An 18,870-nucleotide genomic window follows, 5' to 3' on the forward strand; every position below is an offset into this window, starting at 1 on the left:
CTGCTAGTTGTCATAAATGCAGTAAATGCGGTCGAATTTTCCTAAGGCTAAATCATCCCGGTGGATAATAAAATTCAACTGCATAGAGTGCTCACTATAGACGGCTTTGAACAGCACCAGATAATCTTCGGCATTGCCGCCTAATTCAGCCGCAGCGTGGAGTTCGGGGGCTTTATAGCGGCTATCACCATGGCCATTAATGCAGGCGATACCATTGTAATACGGCAGCGGCTGCTCGGGGACGAGCAATGCCTGCAAGTTGGATGACTGCCAGTCGGTATTAGCCCATTGCGATTGAGTGAGAATCTGACCAGGGATAAACCCGTGCACATTCAATTGTATCAGCTCATAGCCCTTGAGCTGATCTTGCCACTCTGGTGCCAATTCATCATCTACAACCGCTAGGGCCTCCAGCACCATAGCTTGTTGCGGTTCAGGTAGCGCTTGTAAACGGTCCTTGGCTAACCTTACTAAATGCGGGTTGTCACTATTAATCATGTCAGGGGCTATCATCTTTATGCTGGCAATTCCCTGAAGTTGATAAGCCGCTTCATACTCATAGTTTGCACATACAGCATCGTCGAACTTAAGTTCGGCAATCGCTTTCCCAGACTTTAGTTGCTGATCTTCAGCGACATAATAAACATGGCCGCGAAGCATTTCCGAGAATCGCCAGCGCTCCAAAAAGAACAACAATCGCCCTTCTCGGGGCAAATAAGATTGAAACGCCTTTAGGTCGCTACAGTTGAGCTGTGCAATAAATTGCATGGGCACACGGAAGGCCTACGCCGCCTCGTCCCAATCCCAAAGATGCGCCTCATCTGTCTCCCAATCGTCCTGCCAGTCCTCCCGCCAATGCTCATTAATAAACTCGCGGGTATGACCAAAGCTCTCAACATAGCCATCCAGCATCTCCTCCCTTCCAACCAAAGTCACCGGATAATCCATGCCGACAGGCAAATCCGGCAATCCACCTAGTCGGCTGTTACCTAACTGGGCATAGTCTTCGTTTGCACAGGGATAGAGGTCGACACTACTGCGAATAAACGCCGAGAGAACATTGGCAAGCTTGGGGTCTTTAAACTGTGCCAGCTTTTGCTCGAGTAACTGCTGACGGATGGGGGAATTTTCTGCTAACAACATATCCATATTGACCTCACTGCTCCAATATTGGCTTTTTATCATTTCTATCAAATATTTGCTATCGCTTAACCGTTCAAACTGCCAACGCTGTCACGCTAACACTAACGCCTGAGTCAGCCGCTTGCGGCTCTGGCGGACAGCGATCCTGTGAATTGAAAACCCTTAGGCGAATTACTGCTACACTCAAATTCTGCGCAAAAAGATCAACAAAAGGATTTGTTTATGGCGATAGCCTGCGTGCAAACCCGAGCCAGTTGCGGTGTTGAGGCTCCAGAAGTCATCGTTGAAGTGCATCTCAGTAATGGTCTGCCCGCCTTTAATCTGGTGGGCTTACCCGAAGCCTCGGTCAAAGAAGCGCGCGAGCGGGTACGCAGCGCCTTGATTAATGCAGGATTTGAATTCCCCATGCGCAGGATAACGGTTAATCTCGCGCCGGCGGACTTGCCTAAACAAGGGGGTCGTTACGATTTGCCCATCGCCATAGGCATTCTGGCGGCTTCGGAGCAAATCCCTGCCAGCAGCCTTAAAAATACCGAATTTGTCGGCGAACTCGCGCTCTCAGGGCAGATACGCCATTGCCAAGGGTTACTGCCAGCCATCATTGCGGCTAAGCGTCATAATAATCAGTTAATTCTTCCCTTAGAGAATCGCCACGATGCCGAGCTTGTGGGCTATCACGGGGTCTATTTTGCTTCCCATTTGCAGAGCCTAGCCGCGTTTCTCCACGGACAAGCGCCATTGCCTATGCTCGAACAACAGCTCGAATGGATTAGCGATGAGGCGCCAACCACCCAGCCTTGCCTCAGCGACGTCATAGGCCAGTATCAAGCTAAACAGGCCCTCGAAATCGCCGCGGCCGGAAACCATAACCTGTTGATGCTCGGCCCGCCAGGCACGGGTAAAACCATGTTAGCGAGCCGCATTATGGCGCTACTGCCCATACTCAATTACGAAGAGGCATTAGAGGTCGCCGCCATTCACTCGGTGGCGGGCATTAATATCAAACCGCAGGATTTTCTCAAGCGGCCATTTCGGGCGCCGCACCATACCAGTTCATCCATCTCCTTGGTTGGTGGCGGCAGCATTCCTAAACCGGGGGAAATCTCCCTCGCCCATCGCGGCGTGTTATTTTTAGATGAAGTCGCCGAGTTTCCCCGCAAGGTACTCGATTGCCTGCGTGAACCCATGGAAACGGGCGAAGTAGTGATCTCCCGCGCCGCCGCTAAGTTAACCTTTTTGAGCCGCTTTCAGTTGATTGCCGCCATGAATCCCAGTCCCAGCGGCGATATTGAAGGGGCGAACCGCGCCACACCCGATCAGGTTCAGCGCTATCTCGCCAGACTCTCGGGGCCTTTTTTAGATAGGTTCGACCTCACCATCGAAGTCCCCAAACTCCCTGCGGGTACACTCACACAACCAACAAGTACCAGCGAAACCAGTGATGAAATCGCTAAACGAGTCAAACGCGCCCGCGATAGCCAACTCGCGCGAGCTGGCGTGCTCAACAGTGAACTCTCGGGAAAAAAACTAAAGCAATTCGGCGGCCTTAGCGACGCCGACTTAGGCTTTTTAGAACAGAGTGTCGTCAAGCTTGGGTTATCCGTTCGCAGCTTCCATCGGATTCAACGCGTCGCTCGCACCATTGCCGATCTTGAGCAAGCGCCCAATACCGAACGGCGCCACCTCGCCCAAGCCTTAGGTTATCGCGCCATGGATAAGCTGCTCGCCCGTTTATCCCAGCAGTATTGAACTCAAAATATTAACAAATGCGCTGACCAGCTGCCGTAAGATTGAGCCAAACGCCGACACCGAGTAACATAGGCCTCCAATTTTATCAGGAGGCACTAATGGGGACGCTGTTTTCACAATTAAAAGGCTGCATTGCCTTCTTAGGTTATGTGGTGAACACCTTGTTTTGGGTTATACCCATAGTGCTGGGCAGTTTGATAAAGCTTATCCCTCTGCCGCCTTTGAGAACGGCCATCAGTTACTTTCTCGACTTTTGCGCCAGCGCCTGGATAAGCGTCAATGGTGTGATTGAACGTGTGCTACACCCTGTAGAAATTGAACTCTCGGGTGAGACTCAATTCTCGACCAAAGAATGGTATATGGTGATTGCTAACCATCAGTCTTGGGTGGATATTTTAATCCTGCAACGGGTGTTTAACCGCCGCATTCCCTTCCTGAAGTTCTTCCTCAAACAGGAACTACTTTATGTACCAGTATTAGGATTGGCGTGGTGGGCATTAGACTTTCCCTTTATGCGCCGCTATAGCACATCACAGCTGAAGAAAAATCCGAAGCTCAAGGGTAAAGATATTGAAATTACACGTAAAGCCTGCGCGAAATTTAAGACAAAGCCCGTCAGTGTGATGAACTTTGTCGAAGGCACGCGCTTTACTAAGGCGAAACATAAAAAGCAAAACTCACAGTTCCAACATCTGTTAAAACCTAAAGCGGGTGGCATGGCCTTCGCGCTATCGGCGATGGGAGAACAGATCCACAAGTTAGTGGATGTTGCGATTTACTACCCGGGCCCAGTTCCTAGCTTTTGGGACTACCTGACAGGCAAGCTGCCAAAGGTTAAAGTACACATTAAAGTGACCGATATTGCGCCAGGCATGCGTGGCGACTATATGAACGATCGTGATTTCAAAATTGGCTTCCAAGAACAGTTGAACGAACTTTGGCTCGCAAAAGATCAAGTGATCAGCCAACTGGCTGGCCAAGCGGACCAAGAAGTAAGGTAAAACCTCTATGTTGAATTTCCTTCCCGGCCCAGTGCTGTTTATTCTCAGTCTGAGCCTGCTGATCATTAACACCGCCCTTTGGGGAACCTTGGTTTGCCTCGGTGGTGTAGTGAAAATGCTGATGCCAGCTCAAAGTGCACGCAACGCAGTGACCGCACTGATGAACCGTTTTATGTGGGCATGGGCGAGCTGCAATGGTGGCATTTTATATTTGATTGCCAAAATTGAGTGGGACATCCAAGGCCTCGAAGGATTGGATAAAAACGGCTGGTACTTGTTAATCAGTAACCACCTCAGTGGCTTTGATATTGCCGCGCAGACCTACCTGCTGCGTAACCATATCCCTATGCTGAAGTTCTTTCTCAAGAAAGAGTTGATCTATGTGCCCATTATGGGCCTAGGTTGCTGGGCGCTCGACATGCCCTTTATGGACAGAACCAGCCCGGCAAAACTCAAGAAAAATCCAAAGCTTAAGGGTAAGGATTTAGCGACCACTCGCCGCGCCTGTGAAAAGTTTAAAAATATGCCCACCTCGATCATCAACTATGTTGAGGGCAGCCGTTTTACCGAAGACAAGCGCCAGCGTCAGGATTCACCTTACCGCCACTTGCTGCGTCCTAAGGCGGGCGGAATTGCCTTCACCCTGTCGGCCATGGGTGAGCAATTTACCAATCTATTGGATGTAACCTTAGTGTATCCCGATGCGCCAGATGATGTGTTATTCGGCGTGATGAATGGCAAAGTACGGAAGATTGTGGTGCGGGTACGCGCCTTACCAGTGCCCCAAGTCGATGCCACTCGCTACTTTTCAGAATCTGAATATCGGGTCGAGTTTCAGCGTTGGTTAAACCAAGTTTGGGCCGAGAAAGATGAGCAAATCGATGCGCTATTACTGCAACATCGACAGCTCACGGATAGCGCCACCAGCACCCACACACAGCTTCACTAACGTAAAGTGAGTCGATAGCGGGTTTGGCTTGCCCGCTTATTCCGCCTCAAGCAGCGCCAACCTCGTTGCCGCTTGCGCTAATTCCGTTTCATTAAACACACTCACACCCGCCGCCCGCAGTAATTCCGCCGTCATTCCTTGCCCTGCGATTAAACGTTTACTGAAAGTGCCATCATAAATATGTTGATTGCCACAGGAAGGACTACGCGCCTTTAAAATCGCAATCTTAATACCTTGCTCCTGAGCCAGAGCAAGCGCCTTTTGTGCTCCCAACCGAAAGGCCGCAGTCACATCCTCCCCCTGCGCCGTTAGCACTGCCTCGCCGACACGCTCGGCCGCGGGCCTTGGTGTGGGTAATCCGCCCGCGCATTCGGGACAAAATGCCACGATACGACCTTCCCGCTGCCATCGCTGCATCCACTCGTCTTGCAGCAGATTATGGCCACCGTCATAACGTACCGCCTGCCCGAGCAAACAACTGCTAATGAGGATTTTCTCCATCTTGCCCCTCTATACCTTCACCCTGTGAGTACCGACCCATACCTCTTCAGCATTGTACTCAATAAGTCGCAATGGGGTAAAAGCTGTGCTTGTTCGGACCATTAGACATCACTCAACACCAAAATTGTCGACAATTATCAATTATAAAATAGAGAAGATAAAATTACCAAAATCAACTAAAAACAAAAATAACCAACAAATACAATAATTAATATAGTAAAAACTAGAAATATAGACTTACGTCTAAGTAAACATATTGTTGACAATCGTCATTAACGGGACTATTTTTTACCCATTGTCGACAATCCAGCAATCAACGAGTGATGCGCAGTATGTTGAAGCAAGAGACCATATTCCCAACAGATGACACCCCAAGCTCAGTGGCTCATGCCGCGACGAGCCCAACGAACAAGGTGAAATCCCTCGCCAGCGAAAAATCGTCGACCACCTTAGCCGATCAAATTTTGGTGCAAATACAAACCAGCATCATCAAGGGCGAACTGCCTGCGGGCAGTAAGATCAACGAGCAAGCCCTCGCCGAAAAATATGGCATCAGCCGCGGCCCAACCCGTGAAGCGCTGCAAACCTTAGAAAGACAACGTCTCGTTGTCCGCGCGCCCCATGTGGGTGCCCGTGTTGCTCAACTCACAGTGAGCGAGTTAAACGATTTATATCAATTGCGTAGCGTGCTCGAAGGCATGGCCTGCGAACTCGCCGCCAACCGTATTACCCCAGAACAGCTGGCGAAGTTGCAAGACTTACTCGCCGTGCAAGAAACCGCACTGGCCAATGGCGATACCTATTTCCAAGAGGAAGGCGATGTCGACTTCCACTATCAAATCATCCAAGCCAGCGGCAATAAGCATCTGCAAGAAACCTTAATTGGTGGGCTTTACCACCTGCTGCGGATGTATCGCTATCAATGCACTAATAAGAACCGCCCAGTAAAAGCCATTGCCGAACATAGACGTATCGTCGAGGCCATCGCCCAGCGTGATGGTGAACTCGCCAGTCTGTTGATGCGTCGCCATATTGAGCAAGGCCGTAAAAATACCGAATTACGCTTGATTGAATTACAAGCTAACGCCGCCGCGAAAGAAACCTTAGCCAATATTAACTAAGGCGTTGCGGCCCATAAGCATCCAATGCTGAACACTCAGTACCCTAAATAGGATAAGGACAAGACCATGACCCAAAGCGCAGGATTACGTTTTCGCCAAGCTCTTGCTAACTCAAAACCGCTGCAAATCGTCGGCACCACTAATGCCTATTTCGCCCTGATGGCGGAGCAAACGGGTTTCCAAGCCCTGTATCTGTCGGGCGCGGGTGTAGCGAACGCCTCCTACGGTTTACCGGATTTAGGCATGACCTCGATGAATGACGTGCTGATCGATGCCGGTCGTATCACTTCGGCAACCCAACTGCCACTGCTGGTCGATATCGACACAGGTTGGGGCGGCGCTTTCAACATCGCCCGCACCATTAAAGAATTTGAAAAAGCAGGTGTTGCCGCCGTGCACATGGAAGACCAAGTGTCGCAAAAGCGTTGTGGCCACAGACCCAACAAAGCGGTCGTCAGCACAGAGGAAATGGTTGACCGTATCAAGGCCGCCGTCGATGCCCGTACCGATCCTAACTTTGTAATCATGGCGCGCACCGATGCGGTTGCCGTTGAAGGTTTAGAAGCGGGTATCGAACGTGCAAAAGCCTATATCGCCGCGGGTGCCGATATGATTTTCGCCGAAGCCTTAACTGAGCTGGACCAATACCGTCACTTCAAGGCTCAGGTGAACGCGCCGATTCTGGCGAACATGACCGAATTTGGCCAAACCCAACTGTTCAACAAAGAAGAACTTGCCGCAGCGGGCGCCGACATGGTGCTTTACCCACTCGGCACTTTCCGCGCCGCTAACCAAGCCGCACTGAAAGTGATGCAAGCGCTGATGAATGATGGTCATCAACGCAATGTCTTAGACACTATGCAGACCCGTGCGGATCTGTATAAGTACTTGGGCTACCACGCCTTTGAAGACAAGTTAGATCAATTGTTTAGCCAAGATAAGTAAAAGATAAGTACAGACCATGGACGTCAGTAGAAGCTTAGGCTTCGCGTTGTTACTGATACCCAGATGCGCGAGCCGTGACCTCAAATAACGGCTCACACATCACCGACACGCTGCAACCCTACATAAGGCCGAAACGAGTATTTCGCCAACATTATGCAGCTTTAACCAAAAAGGTAGACGGCCAATATTGAGCCTGTCTGCAATAACCATAGCGTTAACGGAAGGGAAGGATTATGTCAGACGCAAAAAAATTAAGTGGTGCAGGATTACGTGGCCAGAGCGCGGGTGAGACCGCATTAAGTACCGTAGGTGTATCGGGCAGCGGCCTGACCTATCGCGGTTACGATGTGAAGGACTTGGCCGAAAACGCCACCTTCGAAGAAGTCGCCCACCTCATTCTCTACGGTGAGCTGCCAACCACAGCACAACTCGAAGCATACAAGACCAAACTTAAGGGTATGCGCGGCCTGCCACAGGCATTAAAAGAAGTATTAGAGCGTATTCCTGCCGACGCCCATCCAATGGATGTCATGCGTACCGGTTGCTCGATGCTGGGTAACCTCGAAGCCGAGCACAGCTTTAGCGAGCAGAGCCAAATTGCCGATCGTTTACTGGCGGCCTTCCCATCGATCATCTGCTACTGGTATCGCTTTAGCCACGATGGTGTACGCATCGAAACCGAAACCAACGATGAGCAAATCGGTGCTCACTTCCTGCACCTGCTGCACGGCAAAGCCCCATCGGCGCTGCACGCTAAGGTAATGGACGTATCATTAATTCTGTATGCAGAGCATGAGTTTAACGCTTCAACCTTTACCGCCCGTGTGTGTGCATCGACCCTGTCGGACATGCATTCCTGCGTCACTGGTGCTATCGGCTCACTGCGTGGTCCGCTACACGGCGGCGCCAACGAAGCGGCGATGGAACTGATCCAAGACATGAAAGACGAAGCCGATGCCCGCGATGTGCTCATGGGTAAACTCGAGCGTAAAGAGAAGATCATGGGCTTTGGTCACGCCATTTACCGTGAGTCAGACCCACGTAACGCCATCATCAAAGAATGGTCTGAAAAGCTGGCTGCCGATTACGGCGATGATCGCCTCTACCGTGTGTCGGTCGCCTGTGAAGCCCTGATGTGGGAACAGAAGAAACTCTTCTGTAACGCAGACTTCTTCCACGCCAGTGCTTACCACTTCATGGGCATTCCAACCAAGCTGTTTACCCCGATCTTCGTTTGCTCACGGGTAACGGGCTGGACGGCGCACGTGATGGAACAGCGTTCAAACAACCGCATTATTCGTCCAAGTGCCGACTATGTGGGTGTAGCGCTACGTAAAGTCGTGCCGATTGCAGAGCGTTAATAACACAACAGGAACTGGCGCTAAGCGTCAGTTCCGCATGAGCTCTTTAGGTCTAACACCTTAATAAAAGAGCCGAATTTACCCTATGTGGCTGCGATAGCGGCCACCGAAGTACAAATAGGTACGGACATTACCACTATGACCACAGCTATGAATCGCCTCTATCGCAAGCCCTTACCAGGCACAGCACTCGACTATTTCGATACCCGTGAAGCCATTGAAGCCATCAGCCCCGGCGCCTACGCTAAACTGCCCTACACCTCACGAGTGTTAGCGGAAAACTTAGTGCGTCGCTGCGAGCCAGAAGCACTCACAGACTCGCTAAAACAAATTATTGAATCAAAACAGGAACTGGATTTTCCATGGTTCCCTGCGCGTGTAGTGTGCCACGATATTTTAGGGCAAACCGCGCTGGTAGACTTAGCGGGTCTGCGTGATGCGATTGCCGCTAAGGGTGGCGATCCGGCGCAGGTTAACCCTGTGGTTCCGACCCAGCTGATTGTCGACCATTCTCTGGCTGTGGAATATGGTGGTTTCGATAAGGATGCCTTTGCGAAAAACCGCGCCATCGAAGATAGACGCAACGAAGACAGATTCCACTTTATCAACTGGACTCAAAAAGCGTTTAAAAACATCGATGTGATCCCACAAGGTAACGGCATCATGCACCAGATTAACCTAGAGCGTATGTCACCCGTGGTCCATGCCCGTGATGGCGTGGCCTTCCCCGATACCTTAGTGGGTACCGACAGCCATACGCCACACGTAGATGCGCTGGGTGTTATCGCCATCGGCGTGGGCGGTCTTGAGGCCGAAAGCGTGATGTTAGGTCGCGCCTCTTATATGCGTCTACCCGACATTATCGGTGTTGAGCTCACAGGCAAGCCTCAACCGGGCATTACCGCCACCGATATCGTATTAGCCCTGACCGAATTCCTGCGTAAGGAAAAAGTGGTTTCTTCTTACCTTGAGTTCTTCGGCGAAGGCGCAGAGGCTTTAACACTTGGCGATCGCGCGACTATCTCTAACATGACACCAGAATTTGGCGCCACCGCCGCCATGTTCTATATCGACCAACAGACGCTGGACTACTTAACCCTGACGGGTCGTAGCGACGAGCAAGTGAAGCTGGTTGAAACCTATGCCAAGACCACAGGTTTGTGGAGCGATGATCTCAAGCAGGCCGAGTACCCACGTACCCTGCATTTTGACCTGTCATCGGTAGTGCGTACCATTGCAGGCCCATCGAATCCCCATGCTCGCGTTCCGACTTCAGAGTTGGCCGCACGCGGCATCAGTGGCGTGGTTGAAAACGAGCCAGGCTTAATGCCAGATGGCGCCGTGATTATTGCGGCCATCACTAGCTGCACTAACACCAGTAACCCACGCAACGTGATTGCGGCGGGCCTGCTTGCACGTAACGCCAATGCCAAAGGCTTAAGCCGTAAACCTTGGGTGAAAACCTCACTCGCCCCCGGCTCTAAGGCGGTACAACTGTATTTAGAAGAAGCCAACCTGCTGCCAGAGCTGGAGTCATTAGGCTTCGGTATTGTCGGTTTTGCCTGCACCACCTGTAACGGTATGAGCGGCGCACTCGACCCAGTGATTCAGCAGGAAGTGATCGACCGCGATCTTTACGCCACCGCCGTATTATCCGGTAACCGTAACTTCGACGGCCGTATTCACCCTTACGCTAAGCAAGCTTTCCTCGCATCACCACCATTAGTCGTCGCCTATGCAATCGCGGGCACCATTCGCTTCGATATCGAGAAGGATGTGTTAGGCCATGACCAAAACGGTAACCCAGTTCGCCTTATCGACATTTGGCCAACGGATGCCGAAATCGATGCCGTGATTGCAGCAAGCGTGAAGCCAGAGCAATTCCGTAAGGTCTACGAGCCGATGTTCGACCTGAGCGTCGACTATGGCGATAAGGTCAGCCCACTGTACGACTGGCGTCCACAATCGACCTATATCCGCCGCCCTCCTTACTGGGAAGGCGCATTAGCGGGCGAGTGCACCCTCAAGGGCATGCGCCCATTGGCCGTGTTGGGTGACAACATCACCACAGACCATTTATCACCCTCGAACGCTATTATGATGGACAGCGCGGCGGGCGAATACCTGCACAAGATGGGTCTGCCAGAGGAAGACTTTAACTCCTACGCGACCCACAGGGGCGACCATCTAACGGCCCAGCGTGCCACCTTCGCCAACCCCAAACTCAAAAACGAGATGGCGGTTGTCGATGGCAAGGTGAAGCAAGGCTCACTGGCGCGTATCGAGCCAGAAGGCCAAGTGACCCGCATGTGGGAAGCCATTGAAACCTATATGGATCGCAAACAGCCGCTGATTATTATCGCCGGCGCCGACTACGGTCAGGGTTCATCCCGTGACTGGGCGGCAAAAGGCGTGCGCTTAGCGGGCGTTGAGGCCATTGTCGCCGAAGGCTTCGAGCGTATTCACCGCACTAACTTAGTCGGCATGGGCGTGTTACCGCTGGAGTTTAAGGCAGGCGAGAATCGCGCTACCTATGGCATAGATGGTACCGAAGTGTTTGACGTTTATGGTGAAATCGCGCCAAGAGCGGATCTCACTGTCGTGATTAGCCGTAAAAACGGCGAGCGCGTCGAAGTACCAGTGACCTGTCGCCTCGATACCGCAGAAGAAGTATCTATCTATTCTGCCGGCGGCGTATTGCAGCGTTTTGCGCAGGACTTTTTAGAGTCGAATCTGAAGTAAGACTCGCGCTAAAAGGCGGCAATGCCGACAAGCTTGCCGCCTATATCAACGCTAACCTTTTCGCTATTCCCCTTGGAGTTAATAGCATGAGCAAGAATCCGTTTCCGCCCCAAATTAAAGTTGCCGCCACCTATATGCGCGGCGGCACCAGTAAAGGGGTGTTTTTCCGTTTACAGGACTTACCCGAAGCAGCCCAAGTTCCCGGCCCAGCTCGAGATGCCCTGCTCCTTCGCGTGATTGGCAGCCCCGACCCCTATGGCAAGCAAATTGATGGCATGGGCGGCGCCACCTCAAGCACCAGCAAAACAGTTATTCTGTCGAAAAGCAGCCAAGCCGACCACGATGTCGACTATCTATTTGGCCAAGTCTCTATCGACAAACCCTTTGTGGATTGGAGCGGTAACTGCGGCAACTTAACCGCTGCAGTGGGCGCTTTTGCTATCAGCAATGGGCTGATTGACTCTACGCGCATTCCGCAAAACGGCCTCTGCACAGTGCGTATTTGGCAGGCCAATATTGGCAAAACCATTATTGCCCATGTCCCAATTACCGATGGCATAGTGCAAGAGACCGGTGATTTTGAGCTGGATGGCGTGACCTTCCCCGCCGCCGAAGTGCAAATCGAATTTATGAACCCCGCCGCTGACGAAGACGGCGATGGTGGCAGCATGTTCCCCACGGGTAACTTAGTGGATGTGCTCGAAGTGCCTGGTGTTGGTAACTTTAATGCGACCATGATTAACGCGGGAATTCCGACCATCTTTATCAATGCCGAGGACTTAGGTTACACGGGCACTGAGCTGCAGGACGATATCAACAGCGATAATGCCGCTTTAGCCAAGTTTGAAACCATTCGTGCCCACGGCGCGGTGCGTATGGGGCTTATCAAGCATATTGATGAAGCCGCATCACGCCAACATACGCCTAAGGTGGCCTTTGTTGCTAAGCCGAAAAACTATGTGTCATCCAGTGGAAAAGCCGTAGCGGCAGAGGAGATCGATCTGCTGGTACGCGCCCTCTCCATGGGCAAATTACACCATGCGATGATGGGCACAGCCGCCGTGGCGATTGGCACAGCGGCGGCGATTCCCGGCACTTTAGTCAATCTCGCAGCAGGCGGTGGCGAGAAGGAAGCGGTACGTTTTGGCCATCCTTCAGGCACTCTTCGCGTCGGCGCTCAGGCCATGCAAGTAAACGGTGAATGGACTGTCGTCAAAGCCATTATGAGCCGCAGTGCCCGCGTGCTGATGGAAGGCTTTGTGCGCGTACCAACGGCTTAAGTCAAGAAAAGCGTTCAACCAAAGACCTTGCTTCTCCCCCTTCCGGCAAGGTCTTTTTTTATTTCACAGACATGTGGATCCCAATATGTTGGCATTAGGTAAAGAATGCTAAACTCCTTCTCAATAGCACGATAATAACAAGCCGCATTTTGCGGCCTGTAACTACGTGAATATACTGATTATTAATTTTGATATTTAACAGAGCTCGCGTCTTTGTTGCACTATACGCGGCATCCCCAAGGTAAATGCACTATACCGCCCAGTTTTGGGTTAATGGGTTTTGATAGGGGTAACTTTGAGCCATCCAATCCTTAAATTCGTCTTAGTCGTGCTCTGTCTTATTAGCTTAGGGGCTCCGCGAACAGGCTTGGCACTCCCCTTAAATGCGGCTAACACACAGCTGAAATTTGAACATATCCGCAGCGAAGAAGGCTTAAATCAAAATACCATTACCAGCCTGTTTATGGACAGCGCAGGCATGCTTTGGATTGGTACTCAGGATGGATTACACAGCTACAACGGTTACAACTTCAACCTCTTTATCCACTCGCCGAACGATCCTAAGAGCGTTTCCGAAAGCTATGTATCAGACATTATTCAAGATGCGCATGGCTATATCTGGGTTGGCACTTTTAGCCAAGGGATCAACCGTTTAGATTTAAAAACGGGCACCTTCGAGCGCTTCGGTGTCGAGCAAGGCCTGACCGACCCTAGAGTCACTAAACTCAACATTGTTGGCAATACCCTCTGGATCGGCACTCAGGGCGGATTATTTTCACTCTCAACCCGCACCAACAGAGTCACTCAAGTGTCATTGGGGACGAGTATCGAACCCCAAATCACTAGCCTAGCCAATGTGGATAACACCTATTTATTGGCAGGCACTAAGGCCAGTGGCACCTTTGCCGTGACGGCCAATTCCATCACTCGACTCAATGTACCGCAGGAGCTGGTTGCCTATCAGATTAAGGCCAATTCAACCCGCGCCATTACCTTAGCGCTCGGTAATCAGCTCTGGCACTATGATCTAGTGTCACAACAGGGACAAGTGCTATGGCAAACAGAAAAAAACGTCCCTTATATCAAAGATTTTATCCAAACACCCCAAGGTCAGTTTTGGGTGGTTGGACCCGATGCGGGTTTGATCCAGTTACAGAGGGCAGGAGAACAATTTGGCGCGACCTATCATAGGTACGATACCAAGCGTTCGAATAGCATCAGCGAAAATAACATCCTATGTCTTTTAGAGGATCCATTCGGCAATCTATGGATTGGCGCAAGTTATTCGGGGCTGAATAAGATCAATACTCGCCGGCAATATTTTCAGCATTTATTTGAATACTCAGCAAAACTACCCCTGCAAAGTAATAATATCCGCACCATTTACCGCAGCCAAGATAACGCACTATGGATAGGCACAGAAGGCGCAGGGCTGAAACGACTCGGCTTCAATAGCACTCAATACGAGCACTACAACTCCCTGTTTGCCAAGGCCCTAGGTCTAGAAGCGCACAACTTAAACCTGATCCTACGCTCAATTATCCAAGACCAGCAAGGCACGCTCTGGTTTGCCAGTAACTATGGATTAGGCCGCCTGAGCACTGGCGGTGATTTTAGCCTACTAAAGGTATCAGATAATCAAGATACCTCCACAGAAGCAAACTATATCCGTAGCTTAGAACTAGATGACCAGAACAGGCTGTGGGTCGCGACATCCCATGCCTTGTACCGAAAAGCGCCAGAGGGCAATGAATTTACGCCGGTTTCAATCGCTCACATTGAAAATTTCTACCCCATGCAAAATCAGCTACTCACGTTAAGAGCAGACAAGCATGCTCTGTGGATTGGCTCGCTCAATGGCTTAGTGAAACTGGATATGCAAACGGGGAAAGGGGAAGCGTTCTACCACGACCCCCATGACAAAAATACCATTATAAACAATCGCATTAGAGACATTTTAGTCGCCAGCAATGGCGATATCTGGTTTGCCACCCATGGCGGCATCAGTCGATTATCGGCCCAAGCCACGACACCGATTTTCAGTGATTATACCCGCGAACAAGGCCTGCCCAGTGACACTATCTATGCTCTGCTTGAGGATGCCGAACATCATATTTGGTTTAGCAGCAATGCGGGGATCGGCAAGTTAAATCCCGTTAGCGGCAAAGTCATCAATTTTAATGAACAGGAAGGCCTGCAGGCGCTGGAGTTTAACGGTGGCGTAAAACTTAAAGACAGTGATGGCGACCTGTGGTTTGGCGGGATAAACGGGATCAACCGCTTTAATCCTAAAGCATTGCCCGACAAACGGGGCGAAGCCCGAGTCGCACTCACCGCCTATAAGATTGCGGGTAAAAAACATACTATCCTCGACCTCAGCCATCCACCCAAAATCGTGATGAACTATACCGACCAATTGGTCAGCTTTGAGGTCACCTCACTGGATTTTAGCTACACGGGCAAAAATCGCTTTAGCTACTACCTCGAAGGCTTTGATAACCAATGGCACGATTTGCCCACGGGAAATGAAATCACCTTTACCAATATAGAACCAGGCAACTACGTGTTGCATGTACGTCACTCCATTGAGCACAACAACGAAGGTAACTATGCGCTGCTGGTCGATTTAAGCATCAAGGCCCCCTTATACCGCACTCAATTTGCCTATGTGCTTTATGGACTACTAACATTAGCCTTGTTGGTCGTTGTTTATCGTTGGCGTAAGCAAAAACGCCAACAGCAACAAGAGTTTGATACCAGCATCCGCGCCTCCGAAGAGCGGCTAAAATTGGCGCTCTGGGCTTCGGGCGATGGTATGTGGGATTGGAATATCCAAGAACAGCAGGTCTATCGTACTCATACGGATATTCCGGTTCCCCAATGGAATAGCCACTCTCTGTTACATGACAATGCTCACCCTGAAGATAGGGAGCGGTTTAAACAAGTCTTGACCGAGCACCTGCTGGGACGCTCCCCTTTCTTTGAAGTGGAATATCGTATCGAGCATTCACCGGGCAACTGGCTATGGATCCTTGAGCGCGGCAAAGTGGTCGAAACCAATGCACAGGCTCAGCCCGTTCGAATGACGGGCACCACCCGCAATATCACCTCGCGCAAGCTGATCGAGAATGAGCTAGTGCTCTCCTCTCAAGTACTTAACAGCATGAACGAGGCCGTTGTGGTGGCAGGTCTAGACTACCGGATCCGCTCGGTAAACCCCGCCTTTAGCGCCATTACCGGATATTCGGAGCGGCAAATCAGCGATAAGTATTTAATTCATTTAGCCTACAGCCGACAACAGCGAGATCTCTTCAATGGCATTGAACAGCAACTGCTGCGTCATAAACATTGGGCGGGTGAAATTTGGATCCGCAACAAGGCGCGCAAGGCGATTCTGGTGTGGCTCGAGATCAACCAAGTTATCGATGTGAAAGGGGAAACCAGTCACTTTGTGGCGGTGTTTACCGATATTACAGAGCGTAAAAAGGCCGAAGAGGATCTCCGCTTCCTCGCCAGCTTCGACACCTTGACTGGGCTGCCGAATCGCACCTTGTTCCAGGACAGGCTCAACCACGCCATATCTCAAGCCCATAGGTCGAATAATATCGTCGCCCTGCTGTTTTTAGACCTCGACCGCTTTAAGCATATCAATGACTCAATGGGGCACCATATTGGCGATCTGCTGCTCAAAGCCGTGGCCCACAGGCTGCAAAGTGCTGTTCGCGAAGGGGATACAGTGGCCCGTTTAGGCGGCGATGAATTTACCATTATTTTGGAAGGTGTGGCGAAAACCAAGGCGGCGACGCTGATCTCCGAGAAAGTGCTCAAAGCCTTTCAGGCGCCCTTCTTACTCGATGATAAGTCCCTGACTATCTCAACTTCGATTGGTATCAGCCTCTATCCCAATGATGCGGAAGATGTAGATTCGCTGATTAAGTTTGCCGATACCGCCATGTACCACGCCAAGGCGCTCGGTCGGAATAACTTTCAGTTTTACACCAATAAACTCAATGAGATGGCAACGCGCCATGTGCAACTCGAGGCAGGGCTTAAACAGGCCATCTCACGCAACGAGTTAAGCTTGGTGTATCAACCCAAGTTTTGTTTACGCAATGGCTCACTCACTGGACTTGAGGCGCTGCTGCGTTGGCATCATAGTGAACTAGGCCCTATCTCACCCACCGAGTTTATTCCACTGGCGGAGGAAACCGGCATCATTAACCAAATTGGCCATTGGGTGATCAACCACGCTTGTCAGCAACTTGCAGAGTGGAATGAGCTGGGTTTGGGCGATATCAGCATGGCGGTGAACCTTTCGGCCAGGCAGTTGAAGGCCGATATTATCTCGACCATCGAAGTAGCTCTCGCGGTATCCGGCCTACCCGCCAAGGCGCTCGAGCTGGAATTAACCGAGTCGATGATCATGGGTAATCCACAGGAATCGGTAAATATCCTCTCTAAACTCAAGGCACTAGGTTTAACCATCGCCGTGGATGATTTTGGTACTGGCTACTCGAGCTTGAGTTATCTTAAACGTTTCCCTATCGACACCTTAAAAATCGACCGTGAGTTTGTGCGCGACATTACCAACGACCCCGACGATGCGGCCATTACCAGCGCGATTATCGCCCTCGCCCACAGCCTAGAGTTAAATGTGGTGGCGGAAGGGGTAGAAACCCAAGAACAGCTGAACTTCTTAGCGCTGCAAGGCTGCGATCAAGTACAGGGCTTCCTGCTGAGTAAGCCACTCAGCGCCCAGGATTGCTTAGCGCTGTTGCAACAACGGATAAAATAAAACCAGATAAAAAAATAAGGCTCCCTAAAGGAGCCTTATTTCATTGGATCATTTCACGATTAAGGCGCGACACGCTCAACACGTTTCACCCAGCCATCCGGGCCTTGGATATGGCCTTTCTGGATATCGGTATACAGCTTGTAGATGCGTTGAATATGCTCACCCACTTCACCGTTGCCCACGGTCACCACTCGGCCATCTTCAAAAATATAGGAACCGACAGCAGATACCACGGCAGCCGTACCAAAACCACCCGCTTCGATAATCTCACCAGATTCGATATCGGCGATAAACTTATCCAGCATAACAGTCTCTTGGCGCACTTCGCAGCCGAGTAACTCACCCAGCTCCATAATGGATTGCGAGGTAATGGATTTTAAGATGGTATCGGTGAAGGTTGGGATGATCACTGTGCCGTCTTTCAGAATGTGGAAGTGGTTCATGGCGCCCGCTTCTTCAATCTGTTGGTTGTTCGCATCTAAATACAGCACCTGTGATGCACCAAACTGCGCGGCAGCTTTACCGGCACGCAATGAGGCAGCATAGTTACCCGCCGCTTTAGAGGCGCCAGTACCACCCGATACGGCGCGATGGTAAGTCTTGCTGATCAGCAGACGAATGCCTTTATTCACACCCGCCGCGTAGTAAGCACCACTTGGGCTTAACACCACGCAGAATGTGTAGCGCGTACTTGGACTCACAGACAGACGGTCTTCGGTCGCAAAAATAAAGGGGCGAATGTATAAACAGGCACCTTCTTGCATCGGGAACCAGAGACGGTCTACGTCGATCAAGGCGTTGATCGCATCGATTTGCATCTGCTCATCGATATTAGGAATACAGACAATATCCGCAGAGCGATTCATACGCTCGGCGTTTTTGTTGATACGGAAAGTGTAAATTTCGCCATCTTCATGCATAAAGGCCTTGGCGCCTTCGAAGATGGACTGACCATAATGCAGGGCCATCGCACCCGGCGCCATTTCAAACGGACCGTAGGGCACAATACGTGGATCGCGCCATTCACCATCGCGATAATCCATTAAAAACATATGATCGGTTCTGAGGCTACCGAAGCCCACATTTCCTTCGGGCTTGAATTGCTCAGTACGGCGTTCGGACGCAGGTTTTAAATCGTATTTTATTTCCATCGCATACCACCTTGATTACTGAACAAGCAGACTAGGTAGCGGCAGGAATAAAGTCAATAGGTGAGATTCATCTAAAAGTCTTAGCCGATAAAATAAGCGGTTAAAAAGATGTCTTAACAACTTGCCGTTAGG

The 18,870-nt window shown here is 50.8% G+C and carries 11 protein-coding genes and 1 pseudogene; 9 read left to right on the top strand and 3 right to left on the bottom strand.

Annotated features, from left to right (window positions below; genetic code table 11):
- Positions 1–3: 3 nt before the first annotated feature.
- Positions 4–1,149: pseudogene (locus tag SHEWMR4_RS18925) on the bottom strand (DUF1963 domain-containing protein).
- 216 nt (positions 1,150–1,365) lie between these two features.
- On the opposite strand from SHEWMR4_RS18925, the gene SHEWMR4_RS18930 reads away from it, so the two are divergent.
- The 3 genes from SHEWMR4_RS18930 to SHEWMR4_RS18940 all read left to right on the top strand — a co-directional run bounded on the left by SHEWMR4_RS18930 (position 1,366) and on the right by SHEWMR4_RS18940 (position 4,842).
- Positions 1,366–2,892: a YifB family Mg chelatase-like AAA ATPase gene (locus SHEWMR4_RS18930; RefSeq protein ID WP_011624349.1), complete on the top strand. Its 1,527-nt coding sequence runs from the start codon at positions 1,366–1,368 to the stop codon at positions 2,890–2,892.
- A 98-nt stretch (positions 2,893–2,990) separates the two neighbouring features.
- Positions 2,991–3,893 (top strand): acyltransferase, encoded by a 903-nt coding sequence (locus SHEWMR4_RS18935; RefSeq protein ID WP_011624350.1) that lies wholly within the window; start codon positions 2,991–2,993, stop codon positions 3,891–3,893.
- 7 nt (positions 3,894–3,900) lie between these two features.
- Complete coding sequence (locus SHEWMR4_RS18940) at positions 3,901–4,842, top strand: acyltransferase (protein ID WP_011624351.1); 942 nt, start codon at positions 3,901–3,903, stop codon at positions 4,840–4,842.
- Positions 4,843–4,878: 36 nt separating this feature from the next.
- Here the strand turns inward: SHEWMR4_RS18940 and SHEWMR4_RS18945 are convergent, their stop codons facing one another.
- Positions 4,879–5,343: a DUF523 domain-containing protein gene (locus SHEWMR4_RS18945; RefSeq protein WP_011624352.1), complete on the bottom strand. Its 465-nt coding sequence runs from the start codon at positions 5,341–5,343 to the stop codon at positions 4,879–4,881.
- A gap of 332 nt (positions 5,344–5,675) precedes the next feature.
- Here SHEWMR4_RS18945 and SHEWMR4_RS18950 point away from each other — a divergent pair, with 332 nt between their 5' ends.
- From SHEWMR4_RS18950 to SHEWMR4_RS18975, 6 genes are all read left to right on the top strand, one after another.
- Positions 5,676–6,464 carry a GntR family transcriptional regulator gene (locus tag SHEWMR4_RS18950; protein ID WP_011624353.1) on the top strand — a complete coding sequence of 263 codons (789 nt, stop codon included), beginning with the start codon at positions 5,676–5,678 and terminating at the stop codon, positions 6,462–6,464.
- Positions 6,465–6,530: 66 nt separating this feature from the next.
- Positions 6,531–7,409, top strand: coding sequence for a methylisocitrate lyase (prpB, locus tag SHEWMR4_RS18955; protein ID WP_011624354.1), 879 nt, complete (start codon positions 6,531–6,533; stop codon positions 7,407–7,409).
- A 233-nt stretch (positions 7,410–7,642) separates the two neighbouring features.
- Positions 7,643–8,770, top strand: coding sequence for a 2-methylcitrate synthase (prpC, locus tag SHEWMR4_RS18960; RefSeq protein ID WP_011624355.1), 1,128 nt, complete (start codon positions 7,643–7,645; stop codon positions 8,768–8,770).
- 138 nt (positions 8,771–8,908) lie between these two features.
- A complete protein-coding gene (gene acnD, locus SHEWMR4_RS18965; protein ID WP_041409183.1) occupies positions 8,909–11,512 on the top strand; it encodes a Fe/S-dependent 2-methylisocitrate dehydratase AcnD in 2,604 nt (867 codons plus the stop codon).
- Between the two features lie 86 nt (positions 11,513–11,598).
- A complete protein-coding gene (gene prpF, locus SHEWMR4_RS18970) occupies positions 11,599–12,792 on the top strand; it encodes a 2-methylaconitate cis-trans isomerase PrpF (RefSeq protein ID WP_011624357.1) in 1,194 nt (397 codons plus the stop codon).
- A 280-nt stretch (positions 12,793–13,072) separates the two neighbouring features.
- Positions 13,073–17,587, top strand: a complete 4,515-nt coding sequence (locus SHEWMR4_RS18975; RefSeq protein ID WP_011624358.1) for an EAL domain-containing protein — start codon at positions 13,073–13,075, stop codon at positions 17,585–17,587.
- 59 nt (positions 17,588–17,646) lie between these two features.
- Here the strand turns inward: SHEWMR4_RS18975 and SHEWMR4_RS18980 are convergent, their stop codons facing one another.
- Positions 17,647–18,738, bottom strand: a complete 1,092-nt coding sequence (locus tag SHEWMR4_RS18980) for a branched-chain amino acid aminotransferase (protein ID WP_011624359.1) — start codon at positions 18,736–18,738, stop codon at positions 17,647–17,649.
- Between the last annotated feature and the right edge of the window lie 132 nt (positions 18,739–18,870).

It is taken from the genome of Shewanella sp. MR-4, from assembly GCF_000014685.1.
Taxonomy (GTDB): Bacteria; Pseudomonadota; Gammaproteobacteria; order Enterobacterales; family Shewanellaceae; genus Shewanella.

Bases quoted from the DNA above. Each gene is read 5' to 3' on its own strand.
- SHEWMR4_RS18930 (WP_011624349.1), top strand. From the start codon at position 1,366: ATGGCGATAGCCTGCGTGCAAACCCGAGCCAGTTGCGGTGTTGAGGCT.
- SHEWMR4_RS18935 (WP_011624350.1), top strand. From the start codon at position 2,991: ATGGGGACGCTGTTTTCACAATTAAAAGGCTGCATTGCCTTCTTAGGT.
- SHEWMR4_RS18940 (WP_011624351.1), top strand. From the start codon at position 3,901: ATGTTGAATTTCCTTCCCGGCCCAGTGCTGTTTATTCTCAGTCTGAGC.
- SHEWMR4_RS18945 (WP_011624352.1), bottom strand. From the start codon at position 5,343: ATGGAGAAAATCCTCATTAGCAGTTGTTTGCTCGGGCAGGCGGTACGT.
- SHEWMR4_RS18950 (WP_011624353.1), top strand. From the start codon at position 5,676: ATGTTGAAGCAAGAGACCATATTCCCAACAGATGACACCCCAAGCTCA.
- prpB (WP_011624354.1), top strand. From the start codon at position 6,531: ATGACCCAAAGCGCAGGATTACGTTTTCGCCAAGCTCTTGCTAACTCA.
- prpC (WP_011624355.1), top strand. From the start codon at position 7,643: ATGTCAGACGCAAAAAAATTAAGTGGTGCAGGATTACGTGGCCAGAGC.
- acnD (WP_041409183.1), top strand. From the start codon at position 8,909: ATGACCACAGCTATGAATCGCCTCTATCGCAAGCCCTTACCAGGCACA.
- prpF (WP_011624357.1), top strand. From the start codon at position 11,599: ATGAGCAAGAATCCGTTTCCGCCCCAAATTAAAGTTGCCGCCACCTAT.
- SHEWMR4_RS18980 (WP_011624359.1), bottom strand. From the start codon at position 18,738: ATGGAAATAAAATACGATTTAAAACCTGCGTCCGAACGCCGTACTGAG.